Source organism: Paenibacillus sp. J14 (assembly GCF_000518465.1).
Lineage (GTDB): Bacteria > Bacillota > Bacilli > Paenibacillales > Paenibacillaceae > Fontibacillus > Fontibacillus barengoltzii.
The window spans coordinates 1-21343 of the sequence record NZ_JADQ01000067.1 but is presented as its reverse complement, the minus strand read 5'-3'; the positions used below and the strand labels follow the sequence as shown (position 1 = coordinate 21343).

21 protein-coding genes and 1 pseudogene are annotated in these 21343 nt (G+C 50.8%); 5 read left to right on the top strand and 17 right to left on the bottom strand.

Going from position 1 to position 21343, the window contains the following annotated elements:
- Positions 1 to 142: transposase (locus tag M891_RS25075; RefSeq protein WP_028539997.1), on the bottom strand; the 142-nt coding region annotated here is incomplete at its 3' end.
- 179 nt (positions 143 to 321) lie between these two features.
- On the bottom strand, positions 322 to 1290 hold the full coding sequence (locus M891_RS0119670; RefSeq protein ID WP_016312976.1) for an aldolase catalytic domain-containing protein: 969 nt from the start codon (positions 1288 to 1290) through the stop codon (positions 322 to 324).
- Positions 1291 to 1728: 438 nt separating this feature from the next.
- On the opposite strand from M891_RS0119670, the gene M891_RS0119665 reads away from it, so the two are divergent.
- From M891_RS0119665 to M891_RS24730, 3 genes are read left to right on the top strand one after another with little or no spacing between them, the layout of a single operon-like run.
- Positions 1729 to 1971, top strand: a complete 243-nt coding sequence (locus M891_RS0119665) for a FeoA family protein (RefSeq protein WP_084628938.1) — start codon at positions 1729 to 1731, stop codon at positions 1969 to 1971.
- The gene (feoB, locus tag M891_RS0119660; RefSeq protein ID WP_028539995.1) at positions 1968 to 3998 is read left to right on the top strand and encodes a ferrous iron transport protein B; all 2031 of its coding nucleotides are present in this window, start codon (positions 1968 to 1970) and stop codon (positions 3996 to 3998) included. Before M891_RS0119665 ends, feoB begins: the two co-directional genes overlap by 4 nt.
- Before the next feature lie 33 nt (positions 3999 to 4031).
- Positions 4032 to 4214, top strand: a complete 183-nt coding sequence (locus M891_RS24730) for a FeoB-associated Cys-rich membrane protein (protein ID WP_051417128.1) — start codon at positions 4032 to 4034, stop codon at positions 4212 to 4214.
- A 1-nt stretch (position 4215) separates the two neighbouring features.
- On the opposite strand, the gene M891_RS0119650 is transcribed toward M891_RS24730, so the two are convergent.
- The 7 genes from M891_RS0119650 to ilvB form a co-directional block, all read right to left on the bottom strand.
- The gene (locus M891_RS0119650; RefSeq protein ID WP_028539994.1) at positions 4216 to 5322 is read right to left on the bottom strand and encodes an ATP-binding protein; all 1107 of its coding nucleotides are present in this window, start codon (positions 5320 to 5322) and stop codon (positions 4216 to 4218) included.
- A gap of 316 nt (positions 5323 to 5638) precedes the next feature.
- Positions 5639 to 6049, bottom strand: a complete 411-nt coding sequence (locus M891_RS0119645) for a hypothetical protein (RefSeq protein ID WP_009226715.1) — start codon at positions 6047 to 6049, stop codon at positions 5639 to 5641.
- A 276-nt stretch (positions 6050 to 6325) separates the two neighbouring features.
- Entirely contained in the window at positions 6326 to 7405 is a 1080-nt protein-coding gene (gene leuB, locus M891_RS0119640; protein ID WP_028539993.1) for a 3-isopropylmalate dehydrogenase, read from the bottom strand.
- A gap of 169 nt (positions 7406 to 7574) precedes the next feature.
- Positions 7575 to 9107 (bottom strand): 2-isopropylmalate synthase, encoded by a 1533-nt coding sequence (locus tag M891_RS0119635; RefSeq protein ID WP_016312982.1) that lies wholly within the window; start codon positions 9105 to 9107, stop codon positions 7575 to 7577.
- A 112-nt stretch (positions 9108 to 9219) separates the two neighbouring features.
- Positions 9220 to 10212, bottom strand: a complete 993-nt coding sequence (gene ilvC, locus M891_RS0119630; RefSeq protein WP_016312983.1) for a ketol-acid reductoisomerase — start codon at positions 10210 to 10212, stop codon at positions 9220 to 9222.
- Positions 10213 to 10451: 239 nt separating this feature from the next.
- The gene (gene ilvN / locus M891_RS0119625) at positions 10452 to 10940 is read right to left on the bottom strand and encodes an acetolactate synthase small subunit (protein WP_016312984.1); all 489 of its coding nucleotides are present in this window, start codon (positions 10938 to 10940) and stop codon (positions 10452 to 10454) included.
- Positions 10937 to 12682, bottom strand: coding sequence for a biosynthetic-type acetolactate synthase large subunit (gene ilvB / locus M891_RS0119620; protein ID WP_016312985.1), 1746 nt, complete (start codon positions 12680 to 12682; stop codon positions 10937 to 10939). Before ilvB ends, ilvN begins: the two co-directional genes overlap by 4 nt.
- 616 nt (positions 12683 to 13298) lie before the next feature.
- Here ilvB and M891_RS0119615 point away from each other — a divergent pair.
- Positions 13299 to 13754, top strand: a complete 456-nt coding sequence (locus tag M891_RS0119615; RefSeq protein ID WP_028539991.1) for a GNAT family N-acetyltransferase — start codon at positions 13299 to 13301, stop codon at positions 13752 to 13754.
- Positions 13755 to 13759: 5 nt separating this feature from the next.
- Here the strand turns inward: M891_RS0119615 and M891_RS0119610 are convergent, their stop codons facing one another.
- From M891_RS0119610 to infC, 8 genes are all read right to left on the bottom strand, one after another.
- Entirely contained in the window at positions 13760 to 14071 is a 312-nt protein-coding gene (locus M891_RS0119610) for a hypothetical protein (protein WP_016312987.1), read from the bottom strand.
- Positions 14072 to 14281: 210 nt separating this feature from the next.
- Complete coding sequence (locus tag M891_RS0119605; protein WP_016312988.1) at positions 14282 to 15241, bottom strand: ABC transporter permease; 960 nt, start codon at positions 15239 to 15241, stop codon at positions 14282 to 14284.
- A gap of 1 nt (position 15242) precedes the next feature.
- Positions 15243 to 16316, bottom strand: a complete 1074-nt coding sequence (locus tag M891_RS0119600; protein WP_016312989.1) for an ABC transporter permease — start codon at positions 16314 to 16316, stop codon at positions 15243 to 15245.
- The gene (locus M891_RS0119595; protein ID WP_028539990.1) at positions 16309 to 17847 is read right to left on the bottom strand and encodes an ABC transporter ATP-binding protein; all 1539 of its coding nucleotides are present in this window, start codon (positions 17845 to 17847) and stop codon (positions 16309 to 16311) included. Before M891_RS0119595 ends, M891_RS0119600 begins: the two co-directional genes overlap by 8 nt.
- Positions 17848 to 17974: 127 nt before the next feature.
- The gene (locus M891_RS0119590) at positions 17975 to 19060 is read right to left on the bottom strand and encodes a BMP family lipoprotein (RefSeq protein ID WP_028539989.1); all 1086 of its coding nucleotides are present in this window, start codon (positions 19058 to 19060) and stop codon (positions 17975 to 17977) included.
- 508 nt (positions 19061 to 19568) lie between these two features.
- Positions 19569 to 19928, bottom strand: coding sequence for a 50S ribosomal protein L20 (gene rplT, locus M891_RS0119585; RefSeq protein WP_009226727.1), 360 nt, complete (start codon positions 19926 to 19928; stop codon positions 19569 to 19571).
- Between the two features lie 44 nt (positions 19929 to 19972).
- The gene (rpmI, locus tag M891_RS0119580) at positions 19973 to 20173 is read right to left on the bottom strand and encodes a 50S ribosomal protein L35 (RefSeq protein ID WP_009226728.1); all 201 of its coding nucleotides are present in this window, start codon (positions 20171 to 20173) and stop codon (positions 19973 to 19975) included.
- Between the two features lie 87 nt (positions 20174 to 20260).
- The gene (gene infC, locus M891_RS0119575) at positions 20261 to 20755 is read right to left on the bottom strand and encodes a translation initiation factor IF-3 (RefSeq protein WP_009226729.1); all 495 of its coding nucleotides are present in this window, start codon (positions 20753 to 20755) and stop codon (positions 20261 to 20263) included.
- 401 nt (positions 20756 to 21156) lie between these two features.
- Here infC and M891_RS25910 point away from each other — a divergent pair.
- Positions 21157 to 21343 (top strand): annotated as a pseudogene (locus tag M891_RS25910) (DDE-type integrase/transposase/recombinase); the annotation flags it as partial.

Sequence of the window (21343 nt, the reverse complement as noted above, 5' to 3'; positions counted from 1 at the left end):
ATTTGCACAGACGCTTAAATATTTCGATCAAATCTCTCCTCACTTGATTATAGATCTCTTTCCGTCTATACTTCGGGGTGAACACGATATGGTATTTGCACATCCACTTCGTGTGAGCTAAACTATAGCTCTTGTTTGCCATCTAAGACCATTCCTTTCTTTTATTGAGCCTGAACATCTCAATTTTATGGGAATGGTCTAGTTGGTCAAACCTTCGTTCCTCCACCCGCATAGCGGGTGGTTTTTTGTTTCGCACGCTTCNCGAGCTCAACTGGCTAAAGCCATAATAAAAGCCCGGGCGCGAGGCCCGGGCTTACCTTTTTAGGATTTTTTAGGACGATGGACCGTTGTTTCCGGCGTCGTCAGTTTATCGTAAAAATCGACGACTTTGTCCTTGTCGTCTGAAGCCCGCAGCGCCATCGCGGAACGCGGATGCTCATCAAGCGTTCCCGTGATCATGTAAGGGATCAGGTACCCCCACTCTTCCTTCTCGCGAAGCGGGATCAAGAGCTCCTCCAGCACTTCTAGTACAGGGCGCAGTTTGTAGTTCGTCCCCTTCAGATGGGTCACAAGCAGCTCGGTTGGACAGTTGCCAGCCGCGCGCCCCATGCCATACACGGAAGCGTCCAGCAGTTCAACCCCATTTTCAGCAGCTACCAACGTATTAGAAAAGGCCAACTGCATGTTGTTATGGGTATGAACGCCCAGCCGTTTGCCCGGCAAATGGGTCTTGAACTTGTTGACCAAATGCTCCATGTCTTTATAATCGAGGCTTCCGTACGAATCAACAATGTAGACAACGTCAACGACGCTATCCTTGATCATCTCAAAAGCTTCCAGCAGTTCATGCTCCATCACGTTGGACAACGCCATAATATTCAACGTCGTCTCGTAGCCGCGATCATGGAACAACTGTACCAGCTGCAGAGCTTTGTCCACATCTTTAATGTAGCAAGCCACCCGAATTAAATCGAGCACGCTTTCGCTGCGCGGTAAAATATCATTTTCGTCTACCCGGCCGATATCGACCAGTGCGGATAGCTTCGTCGTTCCTTTTTGAGGAATTACCTTGCGCAGGAAATCGTCGTCCAGAAACCGCCAAGGACCGGCTTCATCGGCGCCTTTCAACAGCTTCGGCGAGTTTTTGTAGCCGATTTCCATATAATCCACACCCGCCTCATTCAGGCCTGCGTACAATTTTTGCACAAATTCTACGCTGAAGTCCCAGTTATTCACCAGTCCTCCATCACGGATGGTGCAGTCGACGATTTTGCAATTGTTAGCTTTCATCTGGCATATTCCTCTCCATCGTGTCATTTTACTATCCATCTTACTAAAGGTTGTTCGAAAAGTCATCTTTGGATCACGAAGTAACTCAAGAAGTTTCATTCGGCGTCGAATCTTGAATTCACCCAGGCCTTCCGGTGCTCACGTACCCAAAACGTACGCTCCGCTCCTCAGTCCTGGCTTCATTCAACCTTCTCGGTGCTTCAAACCTGACTTTTCGAGCTTCTATTAGATCGGTTGTTCGAAAAGTCATCTTTGGATCACTCTTGATTATGAAATAAATCACAGTATGGGCCAGCAGTGCGTGCTATATTACTGGTGAATTTAATTGAGATTGATTCTCAATAGCATTGAATCAAATCGATGTTCCAGCCCTATTTGGCTTACCAACATGACGATCCCTTGCATTTCATGATCTTAAAATAGAAGGAGGAAGTTTTCATGCACCCTTGCCGATGCTGTCTGCTGGGTTTGAAACCCGGGACCTCTTGTGCCATCACGCAAATTGGCAATATGGACCCGATCCTGAAACGGCGCCTTGCGGATCTAGGAATCCGGGAAGGATCCCGCGTGGTTGTGAAACGGTACTGCTTATGGGGCGGTCCGGTCACGCTGGAATGCGCCGGACAACTGCTGGGCATCCGTCAGAAGGAAGCGGCCCACATCGAGGTGGCGGTCTCATGAACAATGCGGCACTGATCGGGAACCCGAACACGGGAAAAACCTCACTGTTTAACGCCTTAACCCGCTCTTACGAGTATGTCGGCAACTGGGCCGGCGTAACGGTGGAGAAAAAAGTCGGGCACCTGCGGGGGAAAACCGGGCTTCTCACCGACCTGCCGGGGATCTATACCCTGCATCCTTTGTCCCGGGATGAGGGGATTGCCGCCGAGTACCTGGCCTCCGAATCCCCTTCCGTCTTAGTCAATATTGTAGACGCCTCTAACTTGGGGCGTAACCTGTATCTAACGCTGCAACTGCTGGAATATGGTAAACCGGTAATCATCGGCTTAAATATGATGGATGTTGCCGAGAACAGCGGGTTGAAGGTGGACCCTGGGAAACTGGCAGACTTGCTGGGCGTTCCTGTTGTTCCGCTGATTGCACGTACAGGTAAAGGAACTGAAGAAGTGCTGCAGGTCATCGAGCAGCAATCTTCTGAATCGGCGCAAGCGCCGCAATTTACGATGGATTATGGTGAAGTGATCGAGCAGGCCATTCAGGAGATCACCCGTGAGCTTGAAGCAGACTGGGAGGATCATCGCCCGGCCTTACGCTGGATCGCCATGCAGGTACTTGAGAACAACCCGGCAGTCATCTCCACACTTCCGCCGCAGACCAACTTGCTCATACTGCAGAAGATCCGGACCGCAGCGGATGTGAAGCTGGCCGCCAGCGGTTTGGCTCCCTCCGCAGAAGCGTATATCCGCTCCGTGCGAGACCAGCGGATTCAGAACATTTGCAGTGAAGCCGTAGATGCCTCACAGAAGAAACCGCACTCGGTAACCGAACGGATCGATCATATTGTCACCCACCCGTTTCTCGGAATCCCGCTGTTTATGGTCTTCATGTACCTCACTTTCCAGTTGACATTTGATTGGCTTGGCAACCCGCTCTCCGATCTGCTGGACGGGTTCATCAGCGGACCACTAACCAGCGGTGTAGAAAATCTTCTTACCCGCATAGGGGCATCGGACTTCACGCAGGCGCTGATCATCGACGGCATCATTGGCGGCGTAGGCGGTGTACTGGTGTTTATTCCGCAGATTTTTATCATGTTCCTGATTATTTCCTTCATTGAAGACTCCGGTTACATGGCTCGGATCACCGTCATGATGGATAAATTGATGGAAATCGTCGGTTTAAACGGCAAAGCGTTAATTCCATTTATCCTCGGCTTTGGCTGCAATGTGCCGGCGATTATGTCTTCCCGCAGCATCGAGCAACCGAAGGAGCGGCGGCTGACCATGCTGCTCATTCCGCTGATGTCCTGTTCCGCACGGCTGCCGGTTTACGCGTTGTTTGCCGGGATCTTTTTCGCGGAATCGCAAGGTCTGATCGTCTTTTCTCTGTATATGCTCGGCATCGTGTTGGCGCTTGGGTTAGCCAAGTTATTCTCGCTGTTCCTGTTCAAAAACGAACGTTCCTACTTTATCGTCGAGCTGCCGCCTTATCGAATGCCGCAAAGCATCACCTTGTTCCGCAGCACCTGGGAGAAAGGCAAAGGCTTCCTGCGCAAAGCCGGCACCTTCATTCTTGGCGGTTCTGTGCTGATTTGGCTGCTTACGTACCTTGGTCCGGGCGGTGTGGCGGACAACATGGACGACAGCTTCCTCGCAGCCATCGGCGGCTTATTCGCATCCGTCCTGCAGCCGCTAGGCTTCGGCACTTGGCAATCTGGGGCCGCCCTGATTACCGGGTTTATGGCGAAGGAAGTCGTGGTATCCACGATGAACATTATTTATCATGTGCCTGATATGGCCGGACTCCAAGGCCAAATTGCCGCATCCTTCACCGGGCTGCAGGCCTACAGCTTTATGGCCTTCGTTCTGCTCTACACCCCTTGCCTTGCAACAGTTGGGGTTCTTCGCAAAGAAACAGCTTCCTGGAAGTGGACGTTATTTGCGGTCGGCTATTCACTGGCACTGGCTTACCTTGTGGCTTTCTTGATCTATCAGATCGGATGGCGGCTAGGACTCGGACTGGCTTAAGACAATTTCGATAAACGAAAGGAGCTGCTTGTAATGGCCGATATTCTCATCCTTACCGTTATTTTTGGATATGCTGGCTTTGCGTTATACCGCGGCTTCAAGAAAAGCAAAAAAGGCGCCTGCGCCTCCTGCTCGCAGCAGAAGTCTTGTTCTGCGGCTTGCGGGAAGTACGCGGCGTCCTCTTCGCCATCTTCGGCCGAAGGCCCTAAAGATTAATTTAGGATACCAGCGGGAGCGAAATCGTAAAGATCGTTCCCGCTCCTTTTAAACTGTCCACGGAAATGTTCCCCCGATGGTTCCGGATAATCCGGTAACTCACCGACAATCCCAATCCCGTCCCCTTCTCTTTTGTTGTAAAAAACGGATCAAACAAGCGGCTTAGCAGCCCCTTGTCCATTCCGCCGCCGTTATCTTGTATGGAAATGCAGACCGATTTGCCTTCCTTCTCTGCACGGATATCGATCACCCCTTGGTGGTCGCCGCCTACTTCGGCGATGGCATCCATCGCATTTTCGATAATGTTCAAGAGCACCTGCTTGATCTGCTTCACATCGATGGAGACGAGCAGCTCCTCGCTGGGCTCGTGAAGGATCATTTGGCATCCCTTCATCAACGCCTCGCTCTCCGTAAGCAGAACAACCTCCTTCAACAAGGAAGACACGTTGACCGTCGATTTCTGCGGAGCCGAAGGCTTCGATGAATTCAGAAACTCGTGGATGATATCGTTCGCCCGGTCGATTTCCGTTAAGATAATCCGCGCGTACTCGTCTTTGCCTAGTTGCATCAAATGCGGCCGCAGCAATTGAATGAACCCGCGAATCGCTGTAAGCGGATTCCTAATTTCATGCGCGATTGCAGCAGAAATTTTCCCAAGCATCGCCAGCTTGTCGTTCTGATAAGCCGTTTGTTCGATCCGTTTAAAATCAGATACATCCTTGACGCTGAGCAGAAAATCCCCATCCATCTGATCCCCATAAGTAACGGTAATCAACCAATGTCTGCCGTATTCGTCAATTAACTCATGGTACTTTTTGCGGTGGAAGATGGTCTCCCGGTAAATACGCAAGATCTTACGCTTCTTAAATTGGTTGAGATGTGGATGCCGCAGCAGCTGTAATAAATTACAGCCAATCAGGGATTGGCGCGGCATTTCAAGCAGTTTGGCCATCTGTACATTGATAAAGGTTAGAACCCCATCACAGTCAAACAGCATGATTCCGCTGTCCAGGTGTTGGAGTACGTTCTCATACTTGTTTTTTACGAGTTGGGTCGATTGGTATGCTTTGACGGACTGGAGCAATGTCTCTTGAAATTCACTCAACAAGCTTGGTTCCCCCTTTATTCAGATGATGTACTTTGCCTTACAAGACAACATACCATCACTACCTAGAAGAACTACCCTGAAGCGGTGCACTCACCTCAACCTTACCATGCGATCTATGTCTATTTCGCACCGGGCGATGCCATACTTGTCCATTTTTAATTCCGATAAGTCAAAAGCCACCTGTTTCAATCATAGTCATGTTTTCCAAATACCGTCAATCAGAGAAACTGTCGAAAAAAGTGGGATCAACGCAAAACGACGACCTAAGTCCTAAAAAATACAAATAGTCTCCCTTCTGGAAGACTATTTCTAGGAATTAACGATTGTTATGCAGTAACCGCGCTCGACGACGGCTCATGACCGCCAGCCTCTTCTTCAGCTCTTCCGTCCATTTCTCATCGCCGATTTGTTTGGCAACGGACATGAGGTCCAGCGAAATATCGATTTGACTCTGTACGATAGCCAAGGGATCTTCATCTTCCCGATTAACGCAATTTCCGAAAATGGAGTCATCGTCCTCCATCACAAAATCCTGAAAATCAATTTCCGCGACACCGTCACCATGCGCGTATTCGGCCAGGATTTCGTATTCATTCTCGACTTTATAATGAACCTCAACCCGGTGGCATACCGGGCAAAATAACAGGGGCACATTATGTACCTGCGTGCGATAATGCTTTAAGGTGCCCTTCGTTCCCAGCATGCTGGCTCCGCAGCAAAAGCTCATTCCCCTTCACCCTTTCCCGCGTTTGGTTCATTTCCTCTTCCTGGCTCTCCCTGAAGCCGGGATTTTCCTATAATTTATTCGTGAAGCTTGCTTCAAATTCCTGCGTGTGGATTGTAAATCCTGGGAGCTTAAGTCAATCCTCCGCCGGAGAAAGCTTCTGGGCAAAAAACCCCCGATTTGAGCCAAGCTCAAACAGGGGGTCTTTCTTCTTATTTCTTCCCACATGGTAACATCGGCCATTCCGAAAGTCAATTCCACGGCCCCATGCAGATACATTTATTTCTTCATTGCAGCAACGATCAGATCGCCCATTTCCTTAGTTCCAATTGCTTTGCTCTTATCAACGGCGATGTCGCCAGTACGATGTCCGGCATTCAGCACGTCGGTGACAGCGGCTTCGATCGCGTCAGCCGCATCCGCGTAACCAAACGTTAAGCGGAACATCAGCGCAACGGACAAGATTGTCGCAATTGGGTTGGCCAGGTTTTGGCCTGCGATGTCCGGGGCCGAACCGTGAACAGGCTCATACAGCCCAAAGCTGCCTTCGCCCAAGGAAGCGGAGGACAACATCCCAATCGAGCCAGTCAACATAGCCGCTTCATCGCTCAAAATGTCGCCAAACATATTTTCCGTTACGATCACGTCGAAGCTGGCAGGGCGGCGCAGCAGCTGCATCGCGCAGTTATCCACCAGGACATGCTCCAGCTCAACGTCCGGATATTCCGGTGCGATCCGGTTCACGACTTCACGCCACAACCGCGACGTTTCCAGCACGTTGGCCTTATCTACCGAAGCCAGCTTCTTCCGGCGCTTCTGGGCAATCTCAAACGCTTGGCGAACGATCCGCTCCACTTCGTTCACGTTATACGCACACGTATCCACGGCTTCTTGACCTTGCTCTGTATCGCGGCGGTATTTCTCACCGAAATAGATGCCGCCGGTCAGCTCACGTACAACGATAAGGTCCGTCCCTTCAAGCACTTCCGGTTTCAGCGTCGAAGCGTCCTTCAGGCAATCGAATACCACCGCCGGACGCAGGTTCGAGAACAAGCCGAGCGCTTTACGAATACCGAGCAGGCCGGTTTCTGGGCGCAGCTCCTTCGGATTGTTATCCCATTTTGGACCGCCTACAGCCCCGAGCAGGACAGCGTCAGCCTTTTGACAAATCTCCAGCGTCTCTTGTGGAAGCGGCGTTCCTTTCTCGTCGATGGCGATCCCGCCGAACAACGCATGCTCCGTTTCAAACTGGTATCCGAACAGCTCCTCTGTCCGTTTCAACACTTTCTCCGCTTCAGCCACCACTTCCGGCCCGATGCCGTCACCCGCGATGACCGCGATTTTCTTGACTTCTGCCATTGCTTCCAGCTCCCTTTCGTGAACATCCTCTTCTTCAGTTGTAACACACCGGGTAAGGATAGACAAAGATATAGAATCTATTAAGGTCATAGGTTTTAACTATAAGTCATCAAAAAAACAGCGAAGCTGCATGAATCAACTCCGCTGTATCCGCACATCCGCGTATTAGTTAAGCCCGAATCGTAGAGTGGCTTTTTCGCTTCTCAATCAACCGATTAATGGCATCGACATAGGCGCGAGCGCTCGCTTCCAAAATGTCGGTGCTAATGCCGCGGCCTTGTACTGAAATACCGTTTTGCGTCAGCACGACATGTACTTCGCCTTGGGCATCCTTGCCTTGGCTAACGGACTTGATTGAATAGTCCGCCAGTTTGACTTCCTCGCCGGAAGCCAGATCGATGGCATTATAGATCGCATCAACCGAACCGTTGCCTTCGGCTTCCTTCTCGATAATGTCGCCGCCAAGAGTAACGAGCCGTACCTTCGCTGCAGGTGTAGCCTCGTTGCCGTAAGAGACAAAGATCGTCTCAAGGCGGAATTCCTCCGGCGTATCGACCAGCTTCTCCTCAACGATCGCCAGCAGGTCTTCGTCAGTGATCTCCTTCTTCTTATCGGCGAGCGCCTTGAATTTGGCGAAAGCTTCATTTAACCGCTCGTCGTCCAAGGTATACCCCATATCGACCAGCTTCTCGCGGAATGCGTGGCGGCCAGAATGCTTGCCCAGCACCAGCTTGCTCTCCTTGAGCCCAATCGTTTCCGGGGACATGATCTCGTAAGTCGTTTTCTCCTTCAGCATACCGTCTTGGTGGATGCCGGATTCATGGGCAAACGCATTGGCGCCCACAATCGCCTTGTTGCCCGGCACGACCATCCCCGTCAAGCGGCTGACAAGTCGGCTCGTACGGGCGATTTCCGACAGTTCCAGCGTGGTCTTGGCACCGAAGAAATCAAACCGGGTTTCCAGCGCCAGCGCTACTTCTTCCAGCGCGGTATTGCCGGCCCGTTCCCCGATCCCGTTGATCGTTCCTTCGATTTGGTCGGCACCGCCGAGGATCGCCGCCAGCGAGTTCGCCGTTGCCAAGCCTAAATCATCATGACAATGGGCGCTCAGTTGGATTTTCTCAATCCCAGGCACCTTCTCCTTCAGCGTACGGAAGATGTTGCCGTATTCTTCCGGATACAAATATCCGACCGTGTCAGGGATATTGACCACCGATGCGCCTTCGCGGATCGCCATCGCCGTCATCTCGCAGAGGAAATCCAGTTCGGTCCGGCCTGCATCCTCGCAGGAGAATTCGATTTTCGAAAAGTACTTGCTCGCATAGCGAAGTGCCGCTTGCGCGGTTTCCAGGACTTGTTCCTTGCTCATCTTCAGCTTATATTGCCGGTGGATCGGGCTGGTGGCCAGAAACAAGTGAATACAAGGGTCTTCCGCTCCTTGCAGCGCTTCGCGAACCGCATCGATATCCTGGGTGCGCGAACGCGACAAGCCGATTACCGTCGACTTTTTAACTGCACGCGCCACGGCGTTCACGGCTGCCAAATCCCCGGGCGAAGCTGCAGGGAAGCCCGCTTCAATCCGGTCGACGCCCAGCTTCTCCAGCTGATAGGCGATCTCCAGCTTTTCGCGAGTATTCAGGTTGACTCCGGGAGACTGCTCCCCATCCCGAAGCGTCGTATCAAAAATGTAGATTTTGCGCATGCCATGCACCTCCTCCGAAAAAGCTCCAATGCGGCTCACGCATTAGGCACGGCCGCATTGGATATTCAGGTTAATACCTATCTTACGATTTGCAATAGGAACGGTATACCGCTTATTTCTTGATCCAGTGCATCAAGCCGCGCAGCTCTTTGCCGACCACTTCGATCGGATGGTTCGCTTCGTTGCGGCGAGTTGCCGTAAGGAACGCACGGTTGGATTGGTTTTCCAGGATGAAGTCGCGGGCGAATTTCCCTTGCTGGATATCAGCAAGCACTTCTTTCATCGCTTTCTTCGTTTCTTCCGTCACAATACGCGGGCCAGTGACATAGTCGCCGTATTCCGCCGTGTTGGAGATGGAATCACGCATCGTCGCCAAGCCGCCTTCATAAATCAGGTCGACAATCAGCTTCATTTCGTGCAAGCACTCGAAGTACGCCATTTCTGGAGCATAACCAGCTTCCACCAGCGTCTCGAAGCCAGCTTTGATCAAGGCAGATACACCGCCGCACAATACGGCTTGTTCGCCGAACAGATCGGTTTCGGTTTCTTCACGGAACGAAGTTTCGATAACCCCTGCACGTGTACAGCCGATCCCTTTTGCATAAGCCAGGCCGATTTCTTTTGCTTTGCCGGTAGCGTCTTGGTGGATCGCGATCAAGCCAGGAACGCCGAAGCCTTCAACATAAGTACGACGAACCATATGACCTGGGGATTTCGGAGCAACGAGCAATACGTCATTGTCCGGGGAAGGTACGATTTGGCCAAAATGTACGTTAAAGCCGTGAGCGAACAACAATGCAGCGCCTTTTTTCAGGTTAGGCGCGATTTCGCTGTTGTAAACCGCAGCTTGAGTTTCGTCCGGCATCAGGATTTGCACAACGTCTGCACGTTTAGTTGCTTCTGCAACGGACAACACTTCAAAACCGTCTTCCTTCGCTTTGTTGAAGGATTTGCCTTCACGCAGGCCGATGATGACATTCAGTCCGCTTTCGCGCAGGTTTTGCGCATGGGCATGTCCTTGGCTGCCGTAACCGATGATAGCAATGGTTTTTCCTTTCAATACGCTGAGATCTGCATCTTGTTCATAGTACAAAGTAACTGCCATTTCTTATGCCCTCCTAAGATTTGCGGGACAGTCAAGCTGTGCCCTTGATTTATAAGTATAATATGGTTTCCTCCGCCTGTAACGAGCGGGTATTTCAATGGACCGACGCCTTGAAGCAGTAAAGTGAACTTTTGGCTTAATCGATCCCCTCAAACACCCGCTCGGCAGCGAGCGGAGAGGTGAAGCCGCACGCGGCGGCAAATCTACTGTAGTGTCAATGAGCCTGGGTGGAGCCTAGTTTACGCGTTCCCCCGGATCATGGCGGTGACACCGGTGCGCGACAGCTCCCGGATCCCGTACGGACGAAGCAGTTCAATCATTGCATCGATTTTTTCAGTGTCGCCCACAACTTGGACGATCATGCTGTGCGTTCCGATATCAACGACGGCAGCGCGGAACGTTTCGACAACCCCCATAATTTCCGGGCGCTCCGCCGGCTCTGCTTTGACCTTAATCAAAGCGAGCTCCCGTGCCACCATCGGTCTGGAGCTGAGATTCACAACCTTGATCACGTCGATCAGTTTGTAGAGCTGCTTCTCAATTTGCTCCAGCGTTTTGTCGTCCCCTTTGGTAACGATGATCATCCGGGACAATCCAGCTTCCTCGGATTGCCCCACGGTAATGCTTTCGATATTAAAACCGCGCCGTCCGAAGAGGCCGGCAACGCGCTGCAGAACACCTGGCTGGTCGTTCACTAAAACAGAGATCGCATGGCTTTTCATCATCATTCACTGTCCCCCATCAACATTTGATCAATGGTGGAGCCTTGGGTAACCATCGGATATACATTTTCCTCTTTGCTGACCACGAATTCCACCAGTACCGGTCCTGGCGTGTCGAGCGCTTCCTGCCATACGCGTCTGGCTTCTTCCTTGTTCGTTGCCCGCAGGCCCTTGACGCCATAAGCTTCCGCCAGTTTGACGAAATCCGGACTTCCTTCGAGATTGATATGGCTGTAGCGATTGTCATAGATTATTTCCTGCCATTGACGTACCATGCCAAGCACCTGGTTATTGATCACTACGACTTTGACCGGAATGTTGTTAATCGCGCAGATCGCCAGCTCCTGAGCACACATTTGCATGCCGCCGTCACCGTTGATCGAGATGACCAGCCGATCGGGATGTCCCATTTGGGCACCAATCGCAGCAGGGAAGCCAAAGCCCATCGTTCCGAGTCCGCCCGAGGTGATCCAAGAGCGAGGCTGATTAAATTTGTAGTACTGCGCCGTCCACATTTGATGTTGACCAACGTCGGTTGTGATGATCGCTTCGCCGCCAGTCGTTTCATTCAGCATCTCGATCACCCATTGCGGCTTCAGTACCGTATCTGAGTCCTTGTACTTCAACGGCTTCTCGGCTTTCAGGCGTTGGACTTGTGCTCTCCAAGCATCCGCTTTGTCCGCCCGGGACACGAGAGGATTCAGCATTTCCAGCACCGTTTTGACGTCGCCTACGATCGGGATGTCTGCATGGACGTTCTTGCCGATCTCCGCAGGATCGATGTCGATATGAGCCACCTTGGCATGCGGGGCAAATCCGTCCAGCTTGCCGGTCACCCGATCGTCAAACCGCGCCCCGATGTTAATCAACAGATCGGATTGTTGAATCGACTGGTTGGCCGTATACGTACCGTGCATCCCTGGCATTCCCATCCACAGCTCGTGGCCGCTCGGGAAAGCACCTAAGCCAAGCAATGTCGTTGTAATCGGAATTTGCGTTTTATTTACAAATTCGAACAGTTGCTCATGCCCGCCGGAGTAAACGACGCCGCCCCCGGCAATAATGACCGGACGTTCAGCTTCCTGGATCGCTGCAGCCAATTTGTCCAGCTGCAAACGATTTGGCACCACCGTAGGGTTATAACCGCGCAGGTTGATGGTTTGAACCGGTTCGAACAACGTTTTGTTCGCGGACACGTCCTTCGGAATGTCGATCAAAACCGGTCCCTTGCGTCCCGTGTTGGCGATGTGGAATGCTTCGTGAATAATTCGCGGCAAGTCCTCTACACGCCGAACCAGATAACTGTGTTTCGTAATCGGCATCGTAATGCCGGTAATATCTGCTTCTTGGAACGCGTCCGTGCCGATCAGGCTGGAAACGACGTTCCCTGTAATCACAACCAGCGGAACTGAATCCATAAACGCAGTGGCGATCCCCGTCACCGTGTTTGTTGCTCCCGGACCGGAGGTGGCGATACATACGCCGACTTTGCCGGTAGCCCGAGCGTACCCGTCTGCCGCATGGATGGCGCCCTGCTCATGTCGCGTGAGCAGGTGATGGAAGTCTTTAAATCCGTACAGCGCATCGTAAATATACAACACCGCTCCGCCCGGATAACCAAAGACGCACTCGACACCTTCCAAAAGTAAGCTGCGAAGTAGGATTTCGGAACCGGAAATGACTTCCGGTTTCATCCATTTCTCTCGTAATTGTTCTGTAGACCGCATCTCTGGAATTTGCGCGCTCATCAGTCATCCTCCTTCCAAATATTGTTCAAAAAGTTATCTTCAATCACGAGATGGATCTCGGTGCTCCAAACCTAACTTTTTGAACCTTGATCTAAGTTTTTCTAACCCCTTTAACCTAAAAAACAAAAAACCTTCCGCCCGCCGGAACAGTTTCCTGCTCCGAGGGACGAAAGGTTTTATCCTCCGTGGTACCACCCATTTTTACCTAGCACCTCACAGTGCCAAGCCTTGACGAGTAAAAGCCTAAGCGACCTTACTCGTGGTCCCTAACGCGGACCAGACGATTCCCCCTACTAAGCCTTGGTCGCAAGCGACACCGCGGATGGCTTGCAGCTTTTCAGGGAAACAGCTCCGAGGTGAGCTCGCAGTTAAGGGATTTTGGTGGTGGTCTCAGCAAATCCATCCACTCTCTGAGCAAAGAGCCCTTAAAGCTTCGTCCTCTTCATTGCCGTTTGCAAGATATGCTTCAAATGTTTAGGAACATTATATGATTAGATTACACCGCACGTCAATACCCTAAACAATTAAAGTTTTTGGCTGGAACCCTTTCCCTCCTCTCCCTCATATGATAAAAGATAGTGCCCAATCTTATGCACGGTTAGGAGGAGATTCGCGTATGATTCGTTACAGAAGACCGAAACAGGACGATCCCGTCATCTACGATCTCATCCGCACGGAGCTTGTCCCCTTCACCCATATGCCTCCTCAGGACATTGAAGCAGTCTTCAAGGATCTTCCAGTCCGGCTGTCGCGCGGCGTGTCGCTGATTGCGTCACCAACCTATGAAGCAGATCCTGTCGCATTTATCCATTTTCTCATTTATGGCGATTTGTTATATATCGATATGATGGCGGTGGCAACGGAACATCAACGGCAGCGTCATGGCAAAACATTAATGGCCCATGCGGAAAACTTCGCCGTCTCCCGGGGTTGTCAACGCGCAAAAGTAATGGTGGACCGGGATAACACCCGAGCCCACCTCTTTTACCGCAAATTGGGATATCGGACTCAGCGTTACATCCCATTGTCCCAATGTTATGAGCTGGAAAAAAGACTGCCCAGCCGCACTTAAGCCGCTTACCAGAAATACGGGGAAGGATACCCTCCGTACGGCACGCCGCCGTAAGGTACGCCGCCGCCATACGGAACTCCCCCGTACGGATAACCGCCAAAGGCGTATGGAGCGGTGCCGATCGCTAAGAGATCAAACAATACAAGCGGGATGATCGCTTTGGTTTTGACTTTTTTGCCGGGAGCTTGGCGGAGGATCAAGCGATTGCCGCTGATTTTCACCAGCTTCCCTGTAACCACCGTACCGTCTTTTTTATAAGCCGCGATCTGCTTGCCCAGCCATTTCTCGGCTTCTTTTCTCGTAACCGTTCTGCCCATCCGAATTCCTCCTGTCAGGTTAGATCCTATAGCCGTGAAAACCGCTCTGGCCGAACCGTTTGACTCGGCTATTTTGTGTACACCCTTAGCATATGCGCCTGTCTCCACCATGGCATACACCATCGCCTTGCCCCCTGACAAACGGGCTCCTAACTCCAGCAAGCAAAAAAGGATGCTGACCTATAGTCAGCATCCTTTGGGGCTTGTAGCTTATCGTTTCGAAGGATCGTATGGTGTCCCCAACGCCGCTGGTGCCGAGGATCTACCCACCGCACCAACGAGGACGATAATCGTCAGCACGTAAGGGATCATAAAGATAAATTCCTGCGGAATATTTCTCGACCAATCGAACAACTGCACGTAGTTGCGGATCGCCTGCGAGAAGCCAAAGAACATCGCCGCACCGAAGGCGCCCAGCGGGTTCCATTTCCCGAAGATCATGGCCGCAATCGCAATAAAGCCTTGGCCGGAAATCGTGTTATGGGCAAACGTACTGGTGGTCGTCAGCGTAATCGTAGCGCCGCCAATCCCACCTAGTACACCGCTGAGCAGTACCCCGATATAACGCATTTTGGTCACGTTCACGCCCAACGTGTCCGCGGCACTTGGATGTTCGCCGACCGAACGCAGGCGCAGCCCAAACGGCGTTTTAAACAACACGAAGTAAATGACCGCAACGAGGATTAACGCCAGATACGTCGTTGGGTACGAGTTAAAGAAGCCTTCCCCGATGATCGGGATATCACGCAGCACCGGGATCGGGAACTTATGGAATACGGTAACCAGCGGAGTTTCAGCAGCTCCGTCGAAAATCAATTTGACGATGTACACCGTCAAACCGGCTGCCAGGAAGTTAATGACGATCCCGCTGATCGTCTGATCCGCCTTAAACGTAATCGTCGCAACGGCATGAATCAGCGCACCAAGCGCCCCCGCTACCATCGCCGCAATGACGCCAACCCAAGGCGAGAAGCTGCCCATCCCTGCTTCTTGGGCATAGTAAGTCCCTACGCCAGCCGCAAACGCCCCGAATATCATCAACCCCTCCAAGCCGATGTTAACGACGCCGGAACGCTCGGAGAAGATCCCGCCAAGCGCTGTAAATATCAACGCCGTGGAAAAGACAAGGGTGGAGTTCAGCAATTGACCAAGCAGTGTAATTACGTCCATCTTACGACACCTTCTCTTTCTTGCGCTTCAGGTAAAACGGCTTCAGCACGATTCTTACAATGCCTTGAGCGGCAATAAAGAATATGATCGAACCGATTACGATCTTAATCAGTTCCGGCGGTACACCGGCGCTAAAGCTCATCCCGGCCGAACCATACGTCAATACGCCGTACAGGATCGAACCGAGCACTACACCAAACGGATGGTTCATGCCCAACAGCGCCACGGCGATGCCGTCAAACCCGTATCCCGGAGAAGCGGCGAATACCGATTGATAATGAAACACGCCCAGTACTTCAAACGTACCAGCCAGACCTGCGAACACACCGCTGATAAACATCGCTTTCACGATGTTGCGACCAACGTTCATGCCGGCGTATTCTGCCGCATTCGGGTTCAGACCTACAGAACGCATTTCATAGCCTTGCTTCGTTTTCCAGAGGTACACAAAGAAGAATACGGCGGTCAGCAAAGCAATTACCGTTCCCCAATGGACCCGTGCGTTATTAAACACATCGTTTAAGAACGTCATCGAAGCGGACGCATCGATGTTCTCCGAACGGTTTTGGCCCTTAAGCAGATAAAAATTGCGAATGATGTAGTTGGAAAAATACAGCGCCGTCCAGTTCAACATAATCGTGGTGATAACCTCATTGATGCCTCGTTTGGCTTTCAGGTAACCTGCAATGGCTGCCCACAGTCCACCGCCGATCCCCCCGCCAATCACTGCTAAGGGAACGAGGATAGCCGATGGCAATCCCTTGAAAGACAACGATATCGCAGTTGCCACCGTCATCCCGATCAAGACTTGTCCATCCGCACCGATGTTAAACATCCCGGAGCGGAAGGCAAAAGCGACCGCTAACCCCGTAAACATCAAAGGGGTAATTTGACGGATCGTTTCCCCGAAATCGTATGGATTACCTATAACCCTTTGCACTAAGGCACCATAGGCCACTAACGGATTGTATCCCCCGATCAGCATAACCACCGCTCCGACTAATAAGCCAAGTACAATGGCTACAAGCGGTAAAACAATGCTATCTAGGGTAAATATTTTTCGCAGCTTATCCAACGCTTTGACCTCCCCGTTCCAGGCTTCCCGCCATCATGAGACCCAGTTCCTGATCGTTAGTTTCGTGCGGAAGCACTTCCCCGACGATCCGGCCTTCATAAATAACGGCAATCCGATCGGATACGTTCATAATTTCATCCAGCTCGAAGGAGATCAACAGCACCGCTTTGCCTTGATCTCGCTGCTCAATCAGCTGTTTGTGAACAAATTCGATCGCCCCGACATCCAGTCCCCGTGTCGGTTGAGCAGCGATCAGCAAATCCGGATTCTTGTCTATTTCCCGCGCAATAATTGCCTTCTGCTGGTTCCCCCCGGACAGGGAGCGCGCCTTCGTCTCAATGCTTGGCGTACGCACGTCAAACGCTTCAACCAACTGCTTGGCATGCTCGTCGATCGCCCGCCGATTAAGGAGACCGCCTTTGCTGTAAGGCGCTTTGTAATAGGTCTCCAGGATCATGTTCTCGCTGATGGAGAAGTCCAGCACCAGTCCGTGCTTATGACGATCCTCAGGAATATGGGACAACCCGCTTTCGATAATCTTACGCGCCGGAAGGTTGGCAATTTCCTTGCCGGACAGCTTGATGGAGCCAGAATCGATTTTCCGCAAGCCCGTAATCGCCTCAATCAATTCACTTTGTCCGTTGCCGTCTACCCCGGCAATGCCGACGATTTCCCCGGCACGCACATCCAGGTTCAGTCCGTTAAGGATCTGAATGCCCTGCTTGTCCTTCGCTTTCAAATCTCTCAGCTGCAGGACGGGCTCGCCAATTTTCGGTTCTTTCTTATCAACCTTGAAGCTTACGCCCCGGCCCACCATCTTCTCGGCCAGTTCTTGCGGATTCGTCTTTGCCGTTTCAACGGTATCAATGACTTTACCCCGACGAATAATGGTCACTCGGTCGGAAATCTCCATAATTTCCTTCAATTTGTGCGTGATCAAGATGATGGACTTGCCCTCTGCCACCAGCCGTCTCATAATCGCCATCAATTCTTCGATTTCCTGAGGCGTCAGCACAGCAGTAGGCTCGTCAAATATAAGGATATCTGCGCCGCGGAACAGAATTTTCAAGATCTCGACCCGCTGCTGCATCCCGACAGAAATGTCATGAATTTTCGCGTTGGGATCAACTTGCAGGGCGTACTGCTCCGACAGTTTCGCCACTTGGGCGGTCGCCGATTTATAGTCGATATTAAGTCCTTTTTTGGGTTCCATGCCAAGAATGATATTCTCGGTCACCGTAAAAGGATGTACTAGCTTAAAATGCTGGTGCACCATCCCAATGCCTAGTTTGATTGCCTTGTTGGGATTGTCGATCGTCACCGGCTGGCCATTCATTTCGATAGTGCCTTCATCCGGTTGATACAGTCCAAATAAAATGTTCATCAACGTTGATTTACCCGCGCCGTTCTCGCCTAGCAAGGCGTGAATCTCACCTTTGCGTAAGGTCAGGCTGATGGAATCGTTCGCGACGATACCGGGAAAACGTTTTGTGATTTGCTTCAACTCGACTACGGGAGCTTCAGCGCTCATGAAACCACCCTCACCATTATGGGATTAACGCAAGCAACAAGGCCAGTAGATCCACTGGCCTTGCTCGCTTGAATAATTTTATTATATTCCACTGTCCATACGGACGTAAACTTCTGGCAATTTCTGATTACTCCGCAGGAACCGTAATTTCGCCATTGATGATTTTTTGTTTGAATTCTTCGACTTTGTCCAAGATTTCTTGGCTCAGGTTCGGATTCTCTTCCGGCAAACCTACGCCGTCTTCTTTCAGCGTCAGGTTCGTTACTTGACCGCCTTTGAACGTACCGTCGATCACTTGTTGCGTTACGTTCTTAACGGCAACGTCAACGCGTTTCATCATGGAAGTCAGCGTTACTTCATCACCGAATTCCAGCGATTGGTCTTTGTCTACGCCGATAACCCACAGTTTGTTAGCACCGCCGGCTTGGTTACGAGCCGCTGCTTCGTTGAATACGCCGTTCCCCGTTTGACCTGCAGCCGGGAAGATAATGTCGGCGCCATCGTTAAACAATTGAGTTGCCAAGGATTTACCGATATCCGGCTTGTCATAAGCACCTGCATAAGTCACGGTTACTTTGGCATCTGGGTTAACCGCAGCTACACCCGCTTGGAAACCAACTTCAAAGCGTTTGATAACCGGGCTTTCCGCACCGCCGATAAAACCGATTTTGTTCGTTTTTGTCGTCAGACCTGCAACAACGCCGACCAGGAAGGAACCTTCGTTTTCGGCGAACGTTACGGACTCTACGTTAGGAGCATCAACCACGTTGTCGATGATCGCCAGTTTGGCATCTGGATTTGCTTGGGCAACTTCCAATGTTGCATCGCCAAGGTCAAAACCGATCGACCAAGTCAAGTCATAACCGCCTTGTACAAACTGGTTCAAGTTTGGCACATAGTCAGAGCTTTGGTTACTTTGCAGATATTTGGTTTGGAGACCAGTCTCTTTATTCAGCTCAGTCAAAGCTTCCCATGCCGATTGGTTAAAGGATTTGTCGTTTACGCCGCCCACGTCAGTAACGAGACCGACTTTAATCTTCGATGCATCGGTTGCCGTTTCGCCATTGCCTGCTTGCGTGTTGTCTGCTGTATTTCCGGCATTCCCTGCATTAGTTGTTCCGCCGTTGTTTGCTGCATTTTTGTTGCCGCATCCCGCCAAAACCAGAGTAAATGCGAGCACCAAGAGTAAAGAAAGTTTGAAAGCTTTGTTCATTGCGGTTAATCCCCCTTAAAATTTTGTGAGTCTTGTCTAAGTTGACCACACAGACAGATTATACCTGTAAAATATTCTAAAATCCATACTTTTAATAACCTTGGGTTAAATAATTTTCGCCTTTATTTTCAATAAAACGCTTACTTTCGACAAATTTATCATCCAATGTTCGCGTCATGTGAGATTATGCAGTGAACCGCGGGATTTCCGAACATTCACACCTGATTCACGAGCAAACATTAGTGATTACCCAGGTTTGTAAGATTGACAATCGTGTCGTGCGGTTCTTCTATAGCATTCCATATTTCCGACAATTCCATGCCCTAAACTCAAGGCTTTCTGGCGAAGGCAAAATCTCCTACCCCGGGAACATTCCATGGATTTCCAGGAAATAGCGCACCGAAAACACCAACACGGCTCCAGTCTATGTAATTCCCCTCAGACGGCTCGATCCCCAAAAAAAGCGCCGTCCCGGAAGTTCCGGAAACAGCGCCTTATCGTTTGAGTTTTACGCGTTGATTTTCTCTTTAGCAACAGCTGCCAAAGAATTGAAGGCATTCAAGTCGTTCACTGCGAGATCAGCCAGCATTTTGCGGTTGATGTTCACGTCAGCGAGCTTCAAGCCATGCATCAATTTGCTGTAGGACAAACCGTTCATGCGAGCTGCCGCATTAATACGAACGATCCACAGTTTGCGGAAGTCGCGTTTTTTCGCGCGGCGGTCACGGTAAGCGTACAGCAAGGATTTCATCACTTGCTCGTTCGCAGTTTTGAAAATGCGGTGTTTGGAACCAAAATAACCTTTAGCCAGCTTCAGTACTTTTTTATGACGACGACGAACGACGAATCCGCCTTTTACTCTTGCCATTTAAAAAACCTCCCAATAAGTTGTGTAAATTGTTCCTTCGAATACTACTTCAGGTTCGCCAGTTGCTGCTTCATGCGGCGAACGTCACCTGCGTATGCAACAGGGCTGTTAGCCAAAACACGTTTTGCACGTTTGGACTTATGGGACAGCAAGTGATTGCGGTTCGCTTTGTAACGTCTAACTTTACCGGATCCGGTAATTTTGAAGCGGCCTTTCAGGCTGCTGTGGGTTTTCATTTTAGGCATTGTACTTCCCCCTCAAAGTTTGTGAACGCCCGTTTTCTCTTTCAGGTCATTCCGCATTCGGAACGATCATATATAGAAAACAAACGATTAGTTTTTCGGTGCCAGGATCATGATCATACTGCGTCCTTCCAGCTTCGGAACTCGTTCAACATTCGAGATTTCCGCAACCTCATCTTTGACGCGGTCGAGAATTTTCTTCCCGATGTCGGCATGGGTAATTTCCCGTCCGCGGAAGCGAACCGAGCACTTAACCTTGTCGCCATCTTTCAAAAATTTGATCACATTGCGAAGTTTCGTTTGGAAGTCGTGTTCCTCGATATTCGCGCGGAACCACACTTCCTTGATGTCCACAATTTTCTGATTCTTGCGGGCTTCCTTCTCTTTCTTCTGCTGCTCGTAACGGAACTTGCCATAGTCCATAATCCGGCATACCGGCGGCTTGGCAGTCGGCGCAACGTTCACCAGATCCAGATTCAGGTCCATCGCCATCTGCAACGCTTCGCGCAGCGGCTTGATGCCGATTTGTTCGCCTTCAGCACCTACCAGACGGACCTCTTTCGCACGAATCTCTTCATTGATCAAATGTTCCTTACTGATAATCCTCCACCTCCAAATGGTCTTAAGTAATGACTCGGACCCTGTACTCACACACATAAAAAGGATGCAGGCCCAATACCCGCATCCCTCATTGATCGTCAATTCTTCATGAACATAAGCATTCATAAATGAACGGATCAAAACCAGCCAACACGTGCGTCGGTCAGGTGAGAAGCCGGGGCCTCTGCTTGCAATCCAAAAATATCTTGCAACCTCAAATACTATACCATGTGCAATTTACCAAGTCAAGATCCCGCGATCACTCAGTTAAAATGTTACTAAAGAGGCATCGGTTCACTCACATCGAAATGTTACCGAAGGGATGTGTTTTGAAACTGAGCATGAAAACACGACGTGAAGTAATCCGTACCTTGGCTGATCAATACATGAGAGCGAAATCGCGAAATGAGAAATCTGCAATCCTTGACAACGCCGTGAAGGTGCTGGGGTGCCATCGGAAGCATGCTATCCGCGCTCTCACGAACCCTCCTGCGCTGACACCAGCGAAATCGAAACGTAATCGGCCATTAGCTTACCAGGAGGCGATGCCCGTCATTGAGCGCGTTTGGGAAG